Here is an 18,423-nt window from a genome sequence, read left to right as displayed (position 1 = left end):
CGGGTCAAGATCGGGCGGGTTCCGGCGCAGGCCGGGCCCGCCCTTCTTTTTGGACCCTGCGCTTCGGCGCGCCTGCTGTCATCGCAGAGCGACATGTCTGTGCTGCTTTGCAGAAGATTGCCCGCCGTTGTTCTAGTATAGCCGGAGCACGCGACCCGGCATGAACACCTTCATCCTCCTGAAAATCCTCGCCAACCTGATGCTGCCGCCGGCTTCGCTGGCGCTGGGCGTCGTGCTGTGGCTGTCGATGCGCCTGTTCGGATGGCGTCGTCTCGCATCCGTGGTTCTCGGGCTGGCAATCCTCCAGACTCTCGTCCTGTCGTTTACGCCGCTGTCGACGTTTTTGACGGGAATCCTCGAGACCGAAGCCCGCAGGCTCGTCGCCGAGAACAAGCCGTGCTGCTATGAGGCGATCGTCGTCCTGGGCGGCGGCATCACGCCGGCGCGGCCGCCCTACACGATGGAACCGGAACTGACCGACGCATCGGACCGGATCTGGCTGGCGGCACGGATGTTCCATGCCGGCGCGGCGCCGAAGATCATCGTGAGCGGAGGTTCCCTGAGCGAGCAGCGGGGCGGCCCGGCGACCACCGAGGCGGAGGCCATGCGCCGGTTCCTGGTCGCGCTGGGTGTTCCGGACGGCGTCATCGTTTCCGAGGGCAAGGCACTCAACACGATCGAGAATATCCGCAACGTGCGGGAAATGGTGAAGGGCAGCCGGGTGGCGATCATCACCTCGGCCTTTCACATCCCGCGCGTCGCCAAGCTTGCCCGGCGCGCCGGCCTCGACTTCGCGATCTTCGGCGTCGACTGGACCGTTCCCGACGACGGCAGCGCCTGGTGGGACTACTGGATGCCCTCGATCGGCGCGATGGGCGAATCGGCCATGGCGGTCAAGGAACTGGTTGCGCTGCGTTTCGACCGCCGCGGGGAGGCTCTCGCCCCATGACCGCCTGGCGCCTCGACCGGCGTGCCGCACTCGGCCTTGCCGCCGCACCGCTTCTGTGGCCGCTGGCACGCTCAGCGCGGGCGCAGACGCTCGAAAAGCTCGTCTTCCAGACCGACTGGCGCGCCCAGGCCGAGCATGGCGGCTACTATCAGGCACTCGCCGCGGGCCTCTACCGCAAGGCCGGGATCGACTGCGAGATCCGCCAGGGCGGGCCCAGCCTGAACATCAGCCAGCTCCTGCTGATGGGCCGCGTCGACATGACCATGTCGAACAGCTTCGAGGCCTTCACCTACGTGCGCGAGGACGCGCCCTTCTTCACGATCGCCGCGATCTTCCAGAAGGACCCGCAGGTCCTGATCGGCCACCCTGACACCGGCTTCAACGGATTCGCGGACCTGAAGGGTCGTACACTGCTGATCGGCAGCGGCGGCCGCGTCACCTATTGGCCGTACCTTCGCAAGAAGTACGGGCTGAGCGACGACCAACTGCGGCCCTACACGTTCAACATGGCGCCGTATCTCGCCGACAGGAACGTCGTGCAGCAGGGTTTCATCTCGTCGGAGCCCTATTCGATTTCGCAGGCGATCGGTCGCATGCCGCCCTACCTGCTGATCGCCGATGCGGGCTTCAGCGCCTATCAGACGACCATCGCGATCTCACGCAGGCTCGCGGCCGAAAAGCGCGACCTCATCCAGCGCTTCGTCAATGCGACGCTCGAGGGCTGGGCGCAGTATCTCAAGGGTGGACCGGCCATCGAGGCCGCCAACGCCCTCATCAAGAAGGTCAATCCGGAACAGACCGACGACCGTATCCAGTACGCCATCAAGGTGATGAACGAGCGTGGCATCGTGCTGTCGGGCGACGCGCTGCAGGCCGGCGTCGGGGCCATGGCCGATGCGCGCTGGCGGGGCTTCTACCAGTCGATGGTCGATGTAGACGTGTTGCCCCGGGGGCTCGACGTGGGCCGGGCCTACACGCTCGACTTCGTCAACAAGGGTGTCGGGAAACCGGCGTAGCGGATTCAGGAGGAACAGGCATGTACCAGGTCAACGAAGAACATCAGATGTTGCGCGATCTCGTGAAGAAGTTCGTGCGCAACGAGCTGATGCCCCTCGAGAAGAACGTGCTGGAACGGTTCGCGTCCGGCCAGCAGGCTTCGCTGTCGGACGACGAGAACGCCAAGCTGTTCAAGCAGTGCAAGGATCTCGGCCTGTGGGCGCTGGATGTGCCGGAAGAGGTGGGCGGCGCCAACCTGCCGGCCGTGGCGCTGGTCGGCGTCAACGAGGAGCTGGGTTACACCTGCGTGCCCTTCACCTTCCCGCCGGATTCGCCCAACCTGCACATGCTGCTCGCCACCGCGAGCCCGGAGCAGCGCAAGAAGTACCTCGAGCCCTACGCCGCGGGCGAGACCAGCTCCGCCATCGCCATCTCCGAGCCCGGCGCCGGCGGCGATCCGGCCGGCATGAAGACCCGGGCGGTGAAGGACGGCAACGACTGGGTCATCAACGGCCGCAAGATCTGGATCAGCCGCATCGCCAAGGCCGACTTCACCATCGCCATGGCGGTGACCGACCCCAACCTCGGCGCACGCGGCGGCATCACCGCCTTCCTGATCGACAAGGGCACGCCCGGCCTCGTCGTGGCGCGTGCGATCCCGATGCTGGCCGGCCAGCGCACCTATGAAGTCGTGTTCGAGGATTGCCGGGTGCCCGAGACCCAGGTGCTGGGCCGCATCGGCGCGGGCTTCGCGCCCATGCAGATGCGCCTCACGATTCGCCGCCTGCAGATGGGCTCCTGGTGTGTCGGCATGGCGCAGCGCGCGCTCGACATGCTGGTCGAACATGCCAACCAGCGCGTCACCTTCGGTGAGAAGCTGGCCGACCGCCAGGCCATCCAGTGGTGGGTGGCCGACGCCGCGATGAAGCTCCATGCCTGCCGCCTGATGGTGATGGATGCCGCGGTGAAGCAGGACGAGGGCCGCGACGTGCGCATGGAGGCCTCGATGATCAAGGTCTATGCGACCGAGATGGCGAGCGAGGTGATCGACCATGCCCAGCAGGCGTTCGGCGCGATGGGCGTGACGCAGGAGCTGCCGCTGTCGATCATGGCGCAGAAGGTGCGCACCATGCGGGTCTACGAGGGCCCGTCGGAAGTGCATCGCATGGTCATCGCCCGCCGCATCTTCGGCGGCCGTTGACACGGGGCGGGAGGCGGGCGGATCATTTCCGTCCGCCGTTCGGCGCAAGATTATTCCGGGGAGCCGCCGCATGACCTACACGCTCGACAGCTTCGTCAATGAAGCCCAGTCCGCGCTCAAGACGCACGAAGGACCCGCCGGCCGCGAGCAGGTCCGCGTGCTGCTGGAGAAGCTGCTGGCCAACCCGTCCTTCGTCGACGAGGCGGTCGGCCCGGCCGCGCCGATCGGCACGCGCAAGCTCTACGAGGACAAGGATCTCGGCTTCGTCGTGCTGGCACACTGCAATCCCAAGCCGCACAAGAGCCCGCCGCACGATCACGGCGCCTCGTGGGCGGTTTACGGCCAGGCGGTGAAGTACACCGACATGAGCGAGTACAAGCGTCTCGACGGCGGCACGGACGCGGGCGATGCGAAGCTCGAGAAGGTCAAGACCTATCGCCTCGAACCCGGTCATGCGGGCGTCTACGACGTCGGCGCGATCCACGCGATCGACTATCCCGACGGCAGCCGCTTCGTGCGCGTCACCGGTCGCGACCTCGACTATGTGCGCCGTCTCAAGTTCGACATGGCGGCCGGCAAGGCCATCACCATCGAAAGCGCGACGGCCGGCGCCGACTAGGTTGCCTCAGGTCCGCCCGCGCTTGCGCGGGCGATGGGCATCGCCCCATTCCTCCATGGCGTCGAGGATGGGGCCGAGCGTGCAGCCCTTCTTGGTGAACGAATATTCGACGTGAGGCGGGACCGTGTTGTGCACCGCGCGCGACACGATTCCGTCCTCCTCGAGCGCGCGCAGCTGCAGCGTCAGCATGCGCTGCGTGATGCCGGGGACGAGGCGGCGCAACTCGTTGAAGCGGCGCGGCCGGTCCTTGAGGTGATACAGGATCGTGGGCTTCCAGCGCCCGCCGATCACCTCGACCGTCGCCGTCACCGGGCACCAGGGAGCCTTGCTCTCGGCCATCTTGCGCGCCTCTCCAAATCCATGACTGATACTAAGTATAAAAAATGTGCGTACTTATGCAAAGCGTACCGTGATGATAGGTGCGACCCCACACACAGTTGGAGGTCGCAATGTTCGTCGTCATGGGAGCCAGCGGGCAGGTCGGTGGAGCTGCGGTCGAAGCCCTGAAGCAGCGCGGGAAAACGGTACGTGCCGTGTCGCGGGATCCGGCTCGGCTGGCGGGGCTCGGCGTCGAAGCCGTGCGTGCCGATGCCGGCGACGCGACGACCCTCGCGACGGCGCTGCGGGGCGCGGAGGCTGCCTTCATCATGCTGGTTCCGCCACCGCAGGCGACCGATGTGCTGGCGGAGGCAAGGGTGCTGGCAAACTCGATCGCGGCCGCCGTTCGCGCGGCCGGAGTGCCGCATGTCGTGGCTCTGTCCTCGGTCGGCGCCCATCTCGCCGAGGGCAACGGCGTCGTGCGCGCGCTTTACGATTTCGAGGCGGCGCTGGCCGGTGCTGCGCCTTCGATCGTGTTCCTGCGACCGGGCGACTTCCTTGAGAACTGGGCCGTCATGCTGCCGGTCGCGCAGCAGGCCGCGGTGCTCCCGTCGGTCAAGGTCCCGCTCGACGTGCGCAGCGATGCGGTGTCGGCCCTGGATGTCGGGCGCACGGCGGCCGAACTCCTGTTCGATCCACGACCAGGCACGCGCGTCGTCAATCTCGCGGGCCCGGCTGAGTATTCGGCACTCGACGCGGCGGAAATTCTGTCGCGGCTGCTGGGGAAAGCCGTGACGGCGGTGCCGTCATCGCGTGAAGAGATGCTGGCCGGTTTCGTTGCCGCGGGCCTGGGTGCATCTTACGCCGGGAAGCTGGCGGACCTCTATGAGGCGATCAATGCCGGGCGGCTGGTCTTTCCCGCCGGGTCCGGCGAGATGCGGCGCGGTACGATCACGCTCGATGCCGTGCTGCGACGCCTTCTGGGCGCATCTTGACGATCGGCCGGAGGCGAAGCGTCGGCGGTCCGGCGTTGGTCCGCGTCAGATCCAGCGCCGGGTCCGAAGTGTGTAGGCCTCGAAGTCCGGGCCGAACTTGGCGGCGAGCACACGCTCTTCGGGCAGGATCTGGAAGCGTGTGATGTAGAGGGCGAACAGCAGCGGACCTGCCACGGAAGCGGCGTTCGCCAGATGAGCGGCCCATCCTGCCAGCACGAGGAGGAGGCCGAGATACATCGGGTTGCGCGTGAAGCGAAAGATCCCGGTCGCGACGAGCGACGAGGCGGCTTCGGGCCTGGTCGGATTGACGGTCGTTCGGGCGCGCAGGAACGACCATGTGCCGGCCGCGGAGACCGCGACCCCCAAAGCGGCCAACACCATCGAGAGCGCCCGCCGCTCCGGCAACGCGAATGAGAGTGCGTCCGTCCTGGAGGCCACTAGCCACATGGCCACGGCGACGAGCAAGGCGGCGGCGGGCGGCGGAACCTTCAATTCAAGCTTGTTCACCGTCAAACCCTAGGTTCGGCTAATGGGCCGGGCAAGGGCTCGACCCCTTTCTCGATCCGCGGCTCGCTCAAGCGAGCTTGGCCGCTGCATCGTCGTTTGCCTTCTGACGCTTCTGCAGCATGCCGTGGATACGCTCCTTCAGGCGCTTCACCCGCTCGGGTCCCGCCTTCTCCGGGCTGCCGGAATCGAAGGGCGGCTGCGGATCGTATTCGAGCGTGAGCTGGATCGACTTGGCGACTTCCTCGCCGGCCAGCTCGGCCGCCAGGGTGAGACCGAAATCGATGCCGGCCGTGACGCCACCGCCCGACACGCGATTGCGGTCGCGCACCACGCGATCGGCGACCGGGATCGCGCCGAAGGCCGGCAGGAACTCGCGCGAGGACCAGTGGCAGGCCGACTTGTAGCCCTTCAGCAGTCCCGCGGCGCCGAGCACCAGCGAGCCAGTGCAGACCGAGGTGACGTAGCGCGCGCCAACGGCCTGCTTGCGCAGGAAGGCGAGCGTCTCCTCGTCGGTCATCAGCGCGACCTGGCCGCCGCCGCCCGGCACGCAGATCACGTCGAGCTGCGGGCAGTCGGCGAACGTCGTGGTCGGCACGATCGAGAAACCCGCATCGGTCGGAACCGGATCGAGCGTCTTCCAGATCATGTGCAGCTTGGCGTTGGGCACGCGGCACAGGACCTGCGCGGGGCCCGTCGCGTCCAGCTGCGTGAGGTCGGGAAAGAGCAGGATGCCGATATGGACGGTGTCAGCCATGGAGTGTCTCCTCTGTTGACGGCACGTTAGGCGATCCAGCCTCTGGCAGAAATGACAAATAGAGGGTATTTTCTGCCAATGCCCAAAGCACACCGGATCGCCATCCTCGCCTACGAAGGCTGCCAGCTCCTCGACGTCACCGGGCCGGCCGCCGTGTTCGGCGCGGCCAACGAAGGCCGCGAGCGGCCGGTCTACGATCTGCACATCGTTTCGCCCGATGGCGATGCGGTCGCCTCGAACTGCGGCGTCACCCTGATGAGCGAGCGTATCGGCGGGCGCTACGACACGCTACTGGTCGCAGGCGGATCGCGCGGGCTTCGGGCGGTGATGAAGCGCGAGGATGTGCGCGGCTGGCTGCGTCGCGTAGCACCGAAGACACGGCGCTTCGGTTCGGTCTGCACGGGCGCGTTCGTGCTGGCGGAGGCGGGACTGCTGGACGGCAAGCGGGTGGCGACGCACTGGGCAAGCTGTCAGCGGCTCGCCGACAAGTACCCGGCGCTCACGGTCGATGCCGATGCGCTCTACGTCGTCGACGGCCAGGTGTGGACATCAGCCGGCGTGACGACCGGCATCGACATGGCGCTGGCGCTGGTCGAGGCCGATCTTGGCGCCGCGACAGCCAACCTGATCGCGCGGCACTTCGTGCTCTATGCGCGGCGGCCCGGTTACCAGTCGCAGTTCAGCCCGCTGCTGCAGGCGCAGACCGAGGTCGATGCGCCGTTCGCGCGGCTGGTCGAATGGATGCAGACGCATCTCGACGAGCCGCTCGACGTGCCGGCGCTGGCGGCGCGTGCGGGCCTGTCGGAGCGCAGCTTCTATCGCAAGTTCGTCGAGGCGACCGGCAAGACGCCTGCGCATTTCGTCGAGGGGCTGCGGCTCGATGCGGCGCGCACCCTGCTGGCCAAGGGCCTGCCGCTCAAGGCCATCGCCGGCCGGGTCGGCCTGCGCTCCTCGGCGCGGCTCGGCCAGGCGTTCGAACGCCGCTTCGGCATGGCGCCGTCATTGTTCCGCGAGATGCACGCGACGTCAGTGCCGTAGTCGCAGGCTGCTCAGGATCAGGGCGGTGATCGCGAAGCCGGCGCCCAGCCAGAGCGCCGCCCGCGCGGCATCGGCCGCGCCGCCGCCGGAGAAGTCGAAGAGGCCGAACACCAAGGCGACCAGCGCGGCGCCCATCGTCTGGCCGAGCGTCCGCGCCGTGGCGATGATGCCGCCGGCGCTGCCGCTGCGGTCGCGCGGCACGGCGTTCATCATCAGCCGGTTGTTGGGCGAGGCGAAGATGCCGAAGCCCATGCCGCACAGAACCAGCCGCCACACGATGTTGAAGGCCGAGGGATCCGGCGGCAGCAACGCCATCAGGATCATGCCCGACGCCATGCAGGTGAGACCGATCGTGCCCAGCGCGCCGGCATGGTGGCGGTCGGCCAGCCGGCCGGCGATCGGCGCCACGCCAGCCAGGGCGAGCGGCCACGCGGTCAGCAGCAGGCCGGTCGCGGTGGCGTCGCGGCCCAGCACGGTGTGGAAGAAGAAGGGAAGGCTGACGAAGGCCAGGCCCTGCGCGGTGAAGGTACAGGTCGAAGCCGAGATCGAGAGCGAGAAGATCGGCCGCGCGAACATGTCGATCGGCATCATCGGGTCGGCAAGCCTGCGCTGGCGCCAGACGAAGAGCGTGCCGAACAGGGCGGCGCCGACCAGTTCGGCCACGATCACCGGGACGGGATGGCCATGGCCGACGCCGTCGATGCCGAAGATCAGCAGGCCGAAGGTACCGCCCGACAGTATTGCCGAGGGCACGTCGAAGGGCCGCTTGGCGTGGGTCGTCACCGGCAGGAAGCGGCCGGCGAGGAAGAAGGAGAGGATGCCGAGCGGGATGTAGACGGCGAACAGGATCGGCCAGCTCGTGATGGCGAGCAAAGCGGCACCGAGGCTGGGGCCGGCCGCCAGCGAGGTCGCCACGACGGTGGTATTGAAGCCCAGCCCGCGGCCGAGCGCGGCGCGTGGATAGATCGAACGCACCAGGGCGGGCTGTATCGCCATGATGGCCGCACCGCCCAGCCCCTGCAGCGTGCGCGCCGTGATCAGCCACGAGAGGGTGGGCGCAAGCACGCACCCGATCGAGGCCAGCGAGAAGATCACGAGGCCCCAGCGATAGACGGCGCGATAGCCCACGATGTCGCCCAGCGCCGCGACCGGCAGCAGCATGATCATCAGGGCGATCTGGTAGGCGTTGACGATCCAGATCGAGCTCTCCGCCGTGATCGCGAGATCCTTCGCGATGTAGGGCAGGGCCAGATTGGTCATCGAATTGCTGAGCACCGCCATCGACAGGCCGATGGTGATGGTTGCCACGGCGGCGAGTCGCCGTGGCCCCGGCGGCATGCCGTCGGGGAGCGGGCCGGCTGAAGCGGGTTCGGCCATGCTTACTGGGGGACCGTCAGTTCGTCGCCGCCGATGGTCGTGCGCTGCATCAGGCGCTTGTGCCTGGTCGCGTCGTAGTAGGTGGCGCGATGCAGGACGGCCCGGTTGTCCCAGACGATCACGTCGCCCTCGCGCCAGGCGTGGGACATCATGAACTCGGGCTGCTCGGCGCGCTGCGCCAGCTCCCACAGGATCGCCTTCGAGATCGGCTCGGGCCAGTCGAGGATGCGGCCGGCATGGGCGCCGATATAGAGGGCGCGGCGGCCGTTGATCGGGTTGTCGCGGAACATGCGCTGCTTCACCGGCGGCAGTTCCGCCAGCGACTTGGCGCTCAGGATGCCCTTCTGCACGCGGTCGCGCGAATGGGCCAGCGCATGCTCGGCGACCAGCGGATGGATCGTCGCCTGCAGGGCCGGCGGCAACGCGTCCCAGGCCGCGCGCATGTTCAGGAACTCGGTGTTGCCGCCCTCGGGCGGGCAGATCCGCGCCGTCAGGATTGAGCAGAGCGAGGGGATGCGCTTGAACGAGGAGTCGGAGTGCCAGAAGTAGTTGGCCTTCTGGTAGATCATGCGCATGTCGTCCGGCGGTATCGGCTCGCCGGTCATGATGTCGAGATTGGACTGGCGCGCGAACTTGGTGCCGGCGGCGGGATTGGCGCTGAGCGTCGTTTCGAGCGGTCCGAAATTCTCGCTGAAGGCGATCTGCGTGTCGTCGTCCATCGCCTGGTCGCGGAACAGGAGCACGGAATGCTCCTCGAACGCGGCGCGGATCGGCCCGAACTCACGCGCCGAGAGCGGGCGCGTGATGTCGATGCCGGTGATTTCCGCGCCGAACAGCGGATGGAGCTTGCGGACTTCGATGCTGCCGGTGTTGCGCATGATTTCGTCCCTCAGTCGATGATCGCCTGGTAGGTGAGCACGCGCAGTTCGCGACGGATCGGGTAGGTCGAGGAGGGCATGAGCTGCGTCAGCAGCACCACGGCCATGTCCTCGACCGGATCGATCCAGAAGGCGGTGGAGGCCGCGCCGCCCCAGGCATATTCGCCCGGCGTGCCGGCGATGTACGCCTTGGCCGGATCGATCATCACGGAGAAGCCGAGACCGAAGCCGATGCCGGTGTAGGTCGATTCCGAGAAGCGCGGCGTGCCCATGTCGGCCATGTCGCCCTTCAGGTGGTTCATGGTCATCAGTTCGACCGTCTTGCGGCCGAGCAGGCGCACGCCGTCGAGTTCGCCCTTGTTCAGCATGAACTTGCAGAAGCGCAGATAGTCGGAGGCGGTCGAGACGAGGCCGCCGCCGCCCGAGTTCACCTTGCGCGGCGCGAGGTAGCGGCTCTTGCCCGGATCGTCGATCAGGTCGAGCTTGCCGCCGGCGCCGGCAGCGTAGTTCGCGGCGAAGCGATCGTGCTTGGCGGCCGGGACGTGGAAGTCGGTGTCGACCATGCCGAGCGGGTCGATGACCTTTTCCTTCAGGTACTTCTCGAAGGGCTGGCCGGAGATCACCTCGACCAGGTAGCCCAGCACGTCGGTGGAGACCGAGTAGTTCCACGCCTTGCCGGGCTGGGCGATCAGCGGGAGCTGCGCCAGCCGCTCGACGACCTGCTTCAAACTGGTGTCGGCCGTTTGGAAATCGACGCCGTCCTGTTTTGCGCGATAGGCGGCATCGACCGGATTGCTCTCCATGAAGCCATAGGTCAGGCCCGACGTGTGGGTGAGCAGGTCGCGGAAGTTGATCTCGCGCTCGGCCGGCGCGGTCTCGATCTTGCCGCGGCTGCCACCGGTCATCACGCGCGGGTTGGCGAAGGCGGGGATGAACTTCGAGATCGGGTCGTCGAGCTGAAAACGGCCCTCCTCGTAGAGCATCATGATGGCCACCGAGGTGAGCGGCTTGGTCATCGAATAGATGCGGAAGATCGTGTCGGCGCGCATCGGCTTGTTGCGGGCCAAGTCGGACTTGCCGGCGACCTCGGCAAAGGCCAGTTCGCCCTTGCGCATGACGCAGGTGACCATGCCGGCCAGCTTCCCGCTGTCGACCCATCCATTCATCCAGGTGCGCACGCGGTCGAGCCGCGCTGCGGAAAGTCCGACCTGTTCGGGGGTAACGAGCGGCAGCGTGTCCATGGCGATCCTCCTGTAAGCCCCGCTAGACTAGCCCAGGACGACAGGGTTCAGACACGCAAAAGACGGGAGGCACCAATGGCGAGATTGTGCGAGGGACGGGTTGCGATCGTGACGGGCGGCGCCCGCGGCGTCGGCCGGGAACACTGCCTGATGCTGGCCGAGCACGGCGCCAAGGTGGTCGTGAACGACCTGGGCGGCGACCGGACCGGCAAGGGCAACGATGTCGGCCCCGCCCAGCAGGTCGTGAACGAGATCAAGGCGATGGGCGGCGAGGCCGTGGCCAACGGCGACGACGTCTCGGACTGGAACGGCGCCAAGCACATGATCGACCAGGCGGTCGAGGCGTTCGGCAAACTCGACGCCATCGTGCTCAACGCCGGCATCCTGCGCGACCGCATGCTGGTCAACATGAGCGAGGACGAGTGGGACGCCGTCATCAAGGTGCACCTCAAGGGCACCTTCGCACCGGCCCGCCATGCGGCCGCCTACTGGCGCGACCAGGCCAAGCTGAAGGGCGGCCCGGTGGATGCGCGCATCATCACGACGACGTCGGTGTCGGGCATCTACGGCAATATCGGCCAGACCAACTACGGTGCGGCCAAGGCCGGCATCGCCTCCTTCACCATCATCGCCGCGCGCGAACTCGCCCGCTACGGGGTCACGGTGAACTCGATCTCGCCGTCGGCTTTCACGCGGATGACCGAGGACCTGCGGGAATACACCGAGGAGGACAAGAAGCGCCGCGATCCCAAGTGGATTGCGCCCGTCGCCACCTGGCTGGTGAGCGAGGACAGCCGCGAGGTCACGGGCCGTGTCTTCCAGGCCGGAAACGGCATTTTCGCCGTCGCGGAGGGCTGGCATAAGGGCCCCACGGTCGAGCAGATCATGGATCCGGTGCAGGCCGGCAAGGTGCTGAGCGAAATCGCGAAGAAGGCCCGCAAGAACGCCGGGATGAACGGCCTCGACCTCGACTGACGGACGAACAGGGAAAAAGGAAAACACATGAAGACGATCAATCGCCGCACGGCGCTCGCGGCCACGGCGGCGGCTGCGTTGATTCCGGGCGCCGCGCGCGCCCAGGCCTGGCCCAACAAGCCGATCCGCTGGGTCGTGCCCTATACGGCCGGCGGCCTGACCGACGTGACGACGCGACTGACGCTCGAGAAGATGAACATCGGCCAGACCTTCGTCGTCGACAACAAGCCCGGCGCGAACTCGCTGATCGGCGCGGAGATCGTCGCCAACGCAGCACCCGACGGTTACACCTTCCTGACGGTGATTGCGGCCCACGCGGCCAACAAGACGCTCTATGCCGGCAAGCTGAAGTTCGATCCGGTGAAGGGCTTCGAGCCGGTATCGCTGGTCGGCGTCGCGCCGCTCATCATCACGGTCACCAACGACCTGCCGGTGAAGAACGTCGGGGAGTTGATCGCCTACGCCAAGAAGAACCCGGGCAAGATCTCGTTCGGTTCTTCCGGCGTCGGCGCCGCCGCGCACCTCACCAGCGAACTGATGAAGCAGGTGACGGGCACCGACATGGTGCACGTTCCGTACAAGGGAACGGCGCCCGCGCTGGCCGATCTCGCGGCGGGCAACATCCAGATGCTGATCGACGCGCCGATCGGCGTGATGGCTCAGGTCCGGGCCGGCAAGATCCGCGCGCTTGCCATGCTGTCGAAGAACCGCGTTCCGGGCGTCGAGGAAGTGCCGACCATCGTGGAGTCGGGCGGACCGCTGATCGAATCGTCGACCTGGGTGATGTTCCTCGCGCCGGCCGGCACGCCGAAGGACATCGTCGACAAAATGTCGACGGAAGTGGGACGCGCCCTCAAAGACGAGGCCCTGCGCAAGCGCCTCGCCGAGCAGGCCGTCATCCCGGTCGGCGCCACGCCGGCCGATACGGGCAAGTTCCTGCAGACCGAGATCGACAAGTGGGAGAAGGTCATCACGACCGCCGGCGTCAAGCCTGACGCCTGATTCCCGTATCCAGGCAGCGGCGCCGGCAATGACCGGCGCCGCTTGCGTCAGATCAGTTCGCCGCGAAGCAGTAAAGCAGGCCCGCGCCGCCGGTCGCCACCAGCGCGGGCAAGTCGCAGCCCCGTGACGGGTGCGAGGTGTTCCACGACTTCGACGGCGCATCGTCGCGCAGGCCCATGCGATCAGTGTGACCGACCATGGCGCTGCCCTCGCCGTTCTTCGTCCAGTTGCCGCAGGTCATGTCCTTGTCCGGCGGGAAGGCGGTGCCGTCGGCCTGCGTGCCGGTGAGGATGTCGTGCTGGTTCACCGTGTAGAGCCGGCTGGGGATCAGCCTGCCGGTTTCCGCGACGCTGGTTGCGGCCGTCAGCTTGTTGTTGTCCGAGTGCAGGTCCTCGACACTCGCCGCTATCTGAACGCCGGTGGCATTCACCCACGGTCCCTTGCCGATGCGATCCCGGGCGTTGACCGCGGTCGCGCCGCCGACCGCCTGGGTGCTGAGATAGGCTCGCCAGGTCTTGCCGCCGGCGCCCGCCTTGGCGGCCAGCGTCTGGCAATGCCGGTCCGCGCCCTCGAGCCCGCCAAAATTGGCACCCTGCGGGCCGCCTACACTGGTGATGAAGAAGGTCATATTGGGAAATTGCGGCGGCGTCTGCTGGGCCTGCGACGACGTGGCAGAACCAACCAGCAAAAGCGTGGAAACGCCGAGCGCCGCGAACTTCGATCTGGCCGTCATGTCGTTTTCTCCCCGATTCTTATGTATTCCGACGCTCTACATCCTGACGTTTGGAACCTGTCTGGCCCACTCAATTTCTCGTGGGCTGAAGCGGAAAAACCTCTCCCCGACAGTGCTTGTGCAGCCTCAGCGCTTTACTCGCCGCGCGCCGTGTCGTTTTCTTCGCTCATGGTTTCGGCCCTCAGCCTGGCGAACGGCCTCACGCTTCTGTTCGCAGCCCTTTGCCTCTGGACGATGGCGATGCAGTCGCGCGGCGGCGTAACGACATTGGGACGGGTCGCGCTGCCAGGCGGCTTCGCGGTGCTGGCGACCCTGATGCTGCTCGCCGGCGTGTTCGAGGCGAGCTTCCTGTTCGACATTCTCTGGGTGGTGGCCTTCGCGGTGGGCTCGGTGATCGGCCGTATTCGCGGATGGATGCTGAGCGTGCAGTCGAACCGGGAGTCGGGGCTGGTGTCGCTGCCGGCGACGGTCGACGGACTCATCGCCGCTCTCATTCTCGTCGCACTGTCCATCATCGACTTCTCGTCGGCGATGATGGGCGAAGCGCTGATCGAGCCGGGATACATTGCGGCGGGCAGTGCGCTCTGCGCCGGCTTCCTCGGCTATCGCGTCCTGGTCATCGCCTTGCGCGTCGTTCGCCCGAAGACCGACAAGGTCTCGCGCGCGGCCTGACGGGCGCGCGGCCTCACAATCCCCGAAGTGTCTCCAGCACGCGCGGCTGCGGCCACGTCCAGCCGCTGGCGCCTTCATAGGCGCGCATCGCGCGTAGCACGACGTCGTCCGCGCGCGGCGGGCCGATGATCTGCAGGCCGACCGGCAGGCCAGCCCTGGTGAGACCCGCCGGCATCGACGCGGCAGGTTGTCCGGTGAGATTGCAGGGAAGAGTGTAGGGCGCACCCTTCGTCCAGCGCGGGAACGCCTCGGAATTGTAGAGCGTCTCCACCGGCGGCGCCGCGGTCGGGGTGACGGGCGCGAGCAGCAGATCGTAGTTGCGGTGCCAGAGAGCCAGGTCGCGCGCGAGCTTGCTCTTGGCTTCGTAGGCGCGGGCATAGTCGGCGAGGGTGATCGACAGACCCTTTTCCGCAAGCGCGCGCAGGCCGGGGTCGAGCTTGTCGTGGAGCTGCGTCGGGATCTGGCGGAAACGCGTGGCGAAGCTGCCGATCCACAGCGGTTCGAAATGCTGCTGAAGCGGCTCGAACATCGGGCCGACCTCCTCGACATGCGCGCCGAGATCCTCGAAGCGCTTCGCCGCGGCCACGATGAGATCGCGCACCTCCGGATCGGCCTGGACGTGGCCGAGGTCGAGGCTGAGACCGATCTTCCAGCCGCGCACGCCGGCGTCGAGGCCGACTGTGTAGTCGCGCGCCTCGGCCGGCAGCGATCGCCAGTCACGCGGATCGGGACCAGCCGTGAGGTTCAGCGCCATCGCGGTGTCGAGCACCGAGCGCGCCAGGACGCCCTGGCTGATGACGTCGGCGAAGGGCGCATCGGCCGGCGACTGCGGGATGCGTCCATATGACGGCTTCAGGCCGACGAGCCCGGTATGGGCTGCGGGAATGCGGATCGAACCGCCGCCATCGTTGCCATGGTTGAATGGATTGACGCCCGCCGCCGTGAGCGCCGAGGCGCCGCCGGACGAGCCGCCGGGCGAGTGGGCGACGTTCCACGGATTGCGCGTCGTGCCCTGGAGAGGCGAGTCGGTCAGAGCCTTCCAGCCGAACTCGGGCGTCGTGGTCTTGCCAAGAATGATCATGCCCCCGGTAAGGAACCTGTCGACGACGGCGGCGTTCTCGATAGCTGGAGTCTCGTCCGTGGAATGCGATCCGAGACGTGTCGGCCATCCCTTTACGTTCGTCGTGTCCTTGATCGTCGTCGGAATCCCGTCGAACGGAGAGAGCGGCTCGCCTTTCTGCCAGCGCGATTCCGCAGCCTTTGCGGCACTTTGCGCGCCTTCCGCATCGACCAGCACGAACGCGTTCAGATGAGGTTGCAGCGCTGATGCACGCTTCAACATCGCGTCGACGATCTCGACGGGAGACGCCTGACGGCGCGCGAAGAGTTTTGAGAGTTCCGCTGCGGAAAGCCAGTCGAATGCAGAGTCAGACATGCGCAATTGGTCGGTTCTCGACGAACATTGGATGTTCCAAAGTGAGGGTGACGACGCAGTGTCGACTCTGATTTCTCGTAAGTCGAGAGCGTATTGGAGGAGTGGGTGATGGAAACTGTTACAGCGCTTGTTGCCACCGGTGCCGCCTTCGCGGCGAGCTATCTCATCGGACGATCGCTGACGACTTCGCTTCTTCTCGTGATGCTGGGTGGGTTGCTTGCGGGGGCGAGCTTTGCCGTCCTGTTCTTCGTCTCGACCGTGACGGTCGGACACCTGATGCCCGGCCTGTTCGAGCCCTGGCTGCTCGGCATTCATTTCATCGCCCTTGCCATCGTGGTGCCGCTCGGGGGAGCCGCCATTGCGGCGCTCACGCACCGCCACGTCGAGCGCGTCGACGCCTCGCGCCTGCCGTTCTGACGGCAAGCGGGAGGCGAAACGGACGTCTTTCCCGCACCGGCCTCGCACCGCTAAGCTCCCCTGCAAACAGGGGAGGCAGGGATGGTTGAGGTCAAGCTCGGCGCCGGCACGGCCGTGCGCATCGAGGAAAGTTACGAGCCCAACTTCGACGCCAGGGCTTTCTTTCCCGACTGGGATCCCGCCGTCGTCGAGCGTCATCGCGGCTGGCTCATGCCGGCTCACTATGATGAGGCTTCTGCCTGCCTGAAGCTGAGCGTCCATAGCTGGCTGCTGAAGATCGGCGGCAAGACGATCCTGATCGACACCTGTGTCGGCAATCACAAGCCGCGTCCCCATCGGCCCAAGTGGCACCTGATGGAGACGAAGTATCTCGAACGGCTGAAGGCGGCCGGCGTCGAGCCCGACCAGATCGACATGGTGATGTGCACTCATCTCCACGTCGATCATGTCGGTTGGAACACGCGGCTCGAGAACGGCAAGTGGGTGCCGACCTTCAAGAATGCCAAATACGTCTTCAGCCGCGCCGACTACGATCACTACCTCAAGCTCGACAGCGATCCCGCGACCGGTCCCGTCAATGCGGGCTCGTTCCGCGATTCCGTGTTGCCCGTGGTCGAGGCCGGGCTCACGCAGATGATCGATGGGGCCGCGCAACTCGACGAGAATCTAGCGGTCGAGCCGGCGCCGGGGCATACGCCGGGTACGATCGCCATCAAGTTCGAATCGCGCGGCGAGAAGGCGCTGTTCTGTGGCGACATCCTTCACCACGCACTGCAGGTCTATCATCCCGAGTGGAACAGCTTCGCCTGCGCCGACGGCGTCGGTGCGCGCAAGAGCCGGCGCGCGGCGCTGGAGCATTGCGCCGGCAGCGGCGCGCGGCTGATGCCGTGCCACTTCGGGGCGCCATTCAGTTGCCACATCGACCACAGGGACGATGGGTTCGTGCCGCGCTTCGGCGGGCAATTCTAGGGGAGAGAGAAGATGATCTACGAAATGCGGGTCTACAGGTGCGTGCCGGGACGTCTCCCGGCGCTGCTCAATCGCTTCAACACCATCACGCTGAAGATCTGGGAGCGGCACGGCATCAAGCAGGCCGGCTTCTTCACGACGCTGATCGGCGAGTCGAACCAGGAGCTGACCTATTTCCTCGCGTGGGAATCGCTGGCCGACCGCGAGAAGAAGTGGAACGCCTTCGCCGCCGATCCGGAGTGGCTGGCCAAGCGCGCCGAAACGGAGAAGGACGGCGCGATCGTCGAGAACGTCTCGGTGCAGATGCTGACGCCGACGGCCTTCTCGTCCGTCCAGTAGGACGTTACTCCGCCTTGAGGCCCGCCTCCTTTGCGAGGCGGGCCCATTTGGCGAGGTCATCGGCCACATAGGCCGCGAACTCGGCAGGCGTACCGAACTGCGGGTCGGCACCGAGTTCGACGAACCTCTTCGCGACATCGGGCGAGCGGACCGTCGCGTCGATGGCCGCATGCAGGCGATCCACCAGGGCTTTCGGCGTGCCGGCGGGAAGGAACACGCCGTAGGAGATCGCTGCTTCGTACCCTGGCAGTCCGGACTCCGAGATGGTGGGAATGTCGGGCGCCGCCGCCGAGCGCTCGAGCGCGGTCTGTCCGAGCGCGCGCATCTTTCCGGCCTTCGCATGAGGCAGCGCCGTCGAGAGGCCGCCGAAATAGAGATCGACCTGGCCCGCCATGAGATCGGCCATCGCGGGGCCGCCGCCCTTGTAGGGCACGTGCACGATGTCGAGCCGTCCCATCGCCTTGAAGAGTTCGAGCGCCAGGTGGGTCGCGCCGCCCGCGCCGGCGGAGGCGCCGTTCAGTTTTCCCGGCCGCGCCCGCGCCAGCGACAGCAGGCCGGCGATGTCCTTCGCCGGCAGATCGGGGCGCACGACCAGCAGCATCGGGTTGATGCCGACCGGCGCCACGGCGACGAAGTCCGTCCGCACATCGTAGGGCATGTTGCGGTTCAAGGCCGGTGCGACCGTGGTCGAGCCGTTGGAGGCCAGCATGAACACGCTGCCATCGGGTGGGCTCTTGGCCGTGAAATTTGCGGCGATCTCGCCGTTGGCGCCCGCCTTGTTCTCGACCACGACGGTGCGACCCAGCCGTTCGCCGATGCCCGGCGCGATCACCCTGGTGAGGAGATCGTTGGGACCGCCGGGCGGGAAACCCACGATGAACCGCAGCGGCCTGTCGGGAAAGTCCGATACCTGGGCGCGGACCGGGGCCAGGGGGAGTGCCGCGAGGCCGGCGAGCAGATGGCGGCGAAGGGGCTTGCTCATTCAGGAAGTATGCTAGGCTTTTGCCA

General features: G+C 66.8%; 21 protein-coding genes. 12 read left to right on the top strand and 9 right to left on the bottom strand.

Annotated elements, in window-relative coordinates:
• The first annotated feature begins 160 nt into the window (after positions 1 to 160).
• The 4 genes from KQ910_RS00285 (at position 161) to KQ910_RS00270 (ending at position 3,765) form a co-directional block, all read left to right on the top strand.
• On the top strand, positions 161 to 949 hold the full coding sequence (locus tag KQ910_RS00285) for a YdcF family protein (protein ID WP_216955773.1): 789 nt from the start codon (positions 161 to 163) through the stop codon (positions 947 to 949).
• The gene (locus tag KQ910_RS00280; protein ID WP_216955770.1) at positions 946 to 1,965 is read left to right on the top strand and encodes an ABC transporter substrate-binding protein; all 1,020 of its coding nucleotides are present in this window, start codon (positions 946 to 948) and stop codon (positions 1,963 to 1,965) included. The genes KQ910_RS00285 and KQ910_RS00280 overlap by 4 nt, the downstream gene beginning before the upstream one ends.
• Positions 1,966 to 1,985: 20 nt before the next feature.
• On the top strand, positions 1,986 to 3,146 hold the full coding sequence (locus KQ910_RS00275) for an acyl-CoA dehydrogenase family protein (RefSeq protein WP_216955766.1): 1,161 nt from the start codon (positions 1,986 to 1,988) through the stop codon (positions 3,144 to 3,146).
• 70 nt (positions 3,147 to 3,216) lie between these two features.
• On the top strand, positions 3,217 to 3,765 hold the full coding sequence (locus KQ910_RS00270) for a cupin domain-containing protein (protein WP_216955764.1): 549 nt from the start codon (positions 3,217 to 3,219) through the stop codon (positions 3,763 to 3,765).
• Between the two features lie 6 nt (positions 3,766 to 3,771).
• Here the strand turns inward: KQ910_RS00270 and KQ910_RS00265 are convergent, their stop codons facing one another.
• Positions 3,772 to 4,104 carry a winged helix-turn-helix transcriptional regulator gene (locus KQ910_RS00265; protein WP_216955761.1) on the bottom strand — a complete coding sequence of 111 codons (333 nt, stop codon included), beginning with the start codon at positions 4,102 to 4,104 and terminating at the stop codon, positions 3,772 to 3,774.
• Between the two features lie 110 nt (positions 4,105 to 4,214).
• On the opposite strand from KQ910_RS00265, the gene KQ910_RS00260 reads away from it, so the two are divergent.
• Positions 4,215 to 5,078, top strand: a complete 864-nt coding sequence (locus tag KQ910_RS00260) for an NmrA family NAD(P)-binding protein (RefSeq protein ID WP_216955756.1) — start codon at positions 4,215 to 4,217, stop codon at positions 5,076 to 5,078.
• Between the two features lie 45 nt (positions 5,079 to 5,123).
• Here KQ910_RS00260 and KQ910_RS00255 read toward each other — a convergent pair whose 3' ends face one another.
• Positions 5,124 to 5,585: a methyltransferase family protein gene (locus KQ910_RS00255; protein WP_216955753.1), complete on the bottom strand. Its 462-nt coding sequence runs from the start codon at positions 5,583 to 5,585 to the stop codon at positions 5,124 to 5,126.
• A gap of 67 nt (positions 5,586 to 5,652) precedes the next feature.
• On the bottom strand, positions 5,653 to 6,339 hold the full coding sequence (locus KQ910_RS00250; protein WP_216955750.1) for a DJ-1/PfpI family protein: 687 nt from the start codon (positions 6,337 to 6,339) through the stop codon (positions 5,653 to 5,655).
• A 78-nt stretch (positions 6,340 to 6,417) separates the two neighbouring features.
• Here KQ910_RS00250 and KQ910_RS00245 point away from each other — a divergent pair, with 78 nt between their 5' ends.
• Positions 6,418 to 7,377 carry a GlxA family transcriptional regulator gene (locus KQ910_RS00245; RefSeq protein WP_216955747.1) on the top strand — a complete coding sequence of 320 codons (960 nt, stop codon included), beginning with the start codon at positions 6,418 to 6,420 and terminating at the stop codon, positions 7,375 to 7,377.
• Here KQ910_RS00245 and KQ910_RS00240 read toward each other — a convergent pair.
• From KQ910_RS00240 to KQ910_RS00230, 3 genes are read right to left on the bottom strand one after another with little or no spacing between them, the layout of a single operon-like run.
• Entirely contained in the window at positions 7,366 to 8,754 is a 1,389-nt protein-coding gene (locus tag KQ910_RS00240; protein WP_216955745.1) for an MFS transporter, read from the bottom strand. The genes KQ910_RS00245 and KQ910_RS00240 overlap by 12 nt on opposite strands.
• A 2-nt stretch (positions 8,755 to 8,756) precedes the next feature.
• A complete protein-coding gene (locus tag KQ910_RS00235; RefSeq protein WP_216955742.1) occupies positions 8,757 to 9,632 on the bottom strand; it encodes a TauD/TfdA dioxygenase family protein in 876 nt (291 codons plus the stop codon).
• A gap of 11 nt (positions 9,633 to 9,643) precedes the next feature.
• On the bottom strand, positions 9,644 to 10,873 hold the full coding sequence (locus KQ910_RS00230; RefSeq protein WP_216955739.1) for a serine hydrolase domain-containing protein: 1,230 nt from the start codon (positions 10,871 to 10,873) through the stop codon (positions 9,644 to 9,646).
• Positions 10,874 to 10,948: 75 nt separating this feature from the next.
• Between KQ910_RS00230 and KQ910_RS00225 the strand changes: the two genes are divergently transcribed.
• Together KQ910_RS00225 and KQ910_RS00220 are read left to right on the top strand one after the other, a co-directional pair.
• On the top strand, positions 10,949 to 11,848 hold the full coding sequence (locus KQ910_RS00225) for an SDR family NAD(P)-dependent oxidoreductase (protein WP_216955736.1): 900 nt from the start codon (positions 10,949 to 10,951) through the stop codon (positions 11,846 to 11,848).
• A gap of 27 nt (positions 11,849 to 11,875) precedes the next feature.
• The gene (locus KQ910_RS00220) at positions 11,876 to 12,850 is read left to right on the top strand and encodes a Bug family tripartite tricarboxylate transporter substrate binding protein (protein ID WP_216955733.1); all 975 of its coding nucleotides are present in this window, start codon (positions 11,876 to 11,878) and stop codon (positions 12,848 to 12,850) included.
• Positions 12,851 to 12,902: 52 nt separating this feature from the next.
• Here KQ910_RS00220 and KQ910_RS00215 read toward each other — a convergent pair whose 3' ends face one another.
• On the bottom strand, positions 12,903 to 13,583 hold the full coding sequence (locus tag KQ910_RS00215) for a hypothetical protein (protein ID WP_216955730.1): 681 nt from the start codon (positions 13,581 to 13,583) through the stop codon (positions 12,903 to 12,905).
• Between the two features lie 168 nt (positions 13,584 to 13,751).
• Between KQ910_RS00215 and KQ910_RS00210 the strand changes: the two genes are divergently transcribed.
• Entirely contained in the window at positions 13,752 to 14,255 is a 504-nt protein-coding gene (locus KQ910_RS00210) for a hypothetical protein (protein WP_216955728.1), read from the top strand.
• Between the two features lie 13 nt (positions 14,256 to 14,268).
• Here the strand turns inward: KQ910_RS00210 and KQ910_RS00205 are convergent, their stop codons facing one another.
• The gene (locus tag KQ910_RS00205) at positions 14,269 to 15,690 is read right to left on the bottom strand and encodes an amidase family protein (protein WP_216955725.1); all 1,422 of its coding nucleotides are present in this window, start codon (positions 15,688 to 15,690) and stop codon (positions 14,269 to 14,271) included.
• Positions 15,691 to 15,798: 108 nt separating this feature from the next.
• Between KQ910_RS00205 and KQ910_RS00200 the strand changes: the two genes are divergently transcribed.
• The 3 genes from KQ910_RS00200 (at position 15,799) to KQ910_RS00190 (ending at position 17,415) form a co-directional block, all read left to right on the top strand.
• Positions 15,799 to 16,107 (top strand): hypothetical protein, encoded by a 309-nt coding sequence (locus KQ910_RS00200; protein ID WP_216955722.1) that lies wholly within the window; start codon positions 15,799 to 15,801, stop codon positions 16,105 to 16,107.
• An 81-nt stretch (positions 16,108 to 16,188) separates the two neighbouring features.
• Complete coding sequence (locus KQ910_RS00195) at positions 16,189 to 17,076, top strand: MBL fold metallo-hydrolase (protein WP_216955719.1); 888 nt, start codon at positions 16,189 to 16,191, stop codon at positions 17,074 to 17,076.
• A gap of 12 nt (positions 17,077 to 17,088) precedes the next feature.
• Positions 17,089 to 17,415: an NIPSNAP family protein gene (locus KQ910_RS00190; protein WP_068198625.1), complete on the top strand. Its 327-nt coding sequence runs from the start codon at positions 17,089 to 17,091 to the stop codon at positions 17,413 to 17,415.
• Positions 17,416 to 17,419: 4 nt separating this feature from the next.
• On the opposite strand, the gene KQ910_RS00185 is transcribed toward KQ910_RS00190, so the two are convergent.
• Positions 17,420 to 18,397 carry a Bug family tripartite tricarboxylate transporter substrate binding protein gene (locus tag KQ910_RS00185; RefSeq protein WP_216955716.1) on the bottom strand — a complete coding sequence of 326 codons (978 nt, stop codon included), beginning with the start codon at positions 18,395 to 18,397 and terminating at the stop codon, positions 17,420 to 17,422.
• Positions 18,398 to 18,423: the final 26 nt, after the last annotated feature.

The organism is Reyranella humidisoli (assembly GCF_019039055.1).
GTDB lineage: Bacteria > Pseudomonadota > Alphaproteobacteria > Reyranellales > Reyranellaceae > Reyranella > Reyranella humidisoli.
Note: the sequence above shows the minus strand (reverse complement) of the source record. Positions and strands in the feature narration are given on the sequence as shown.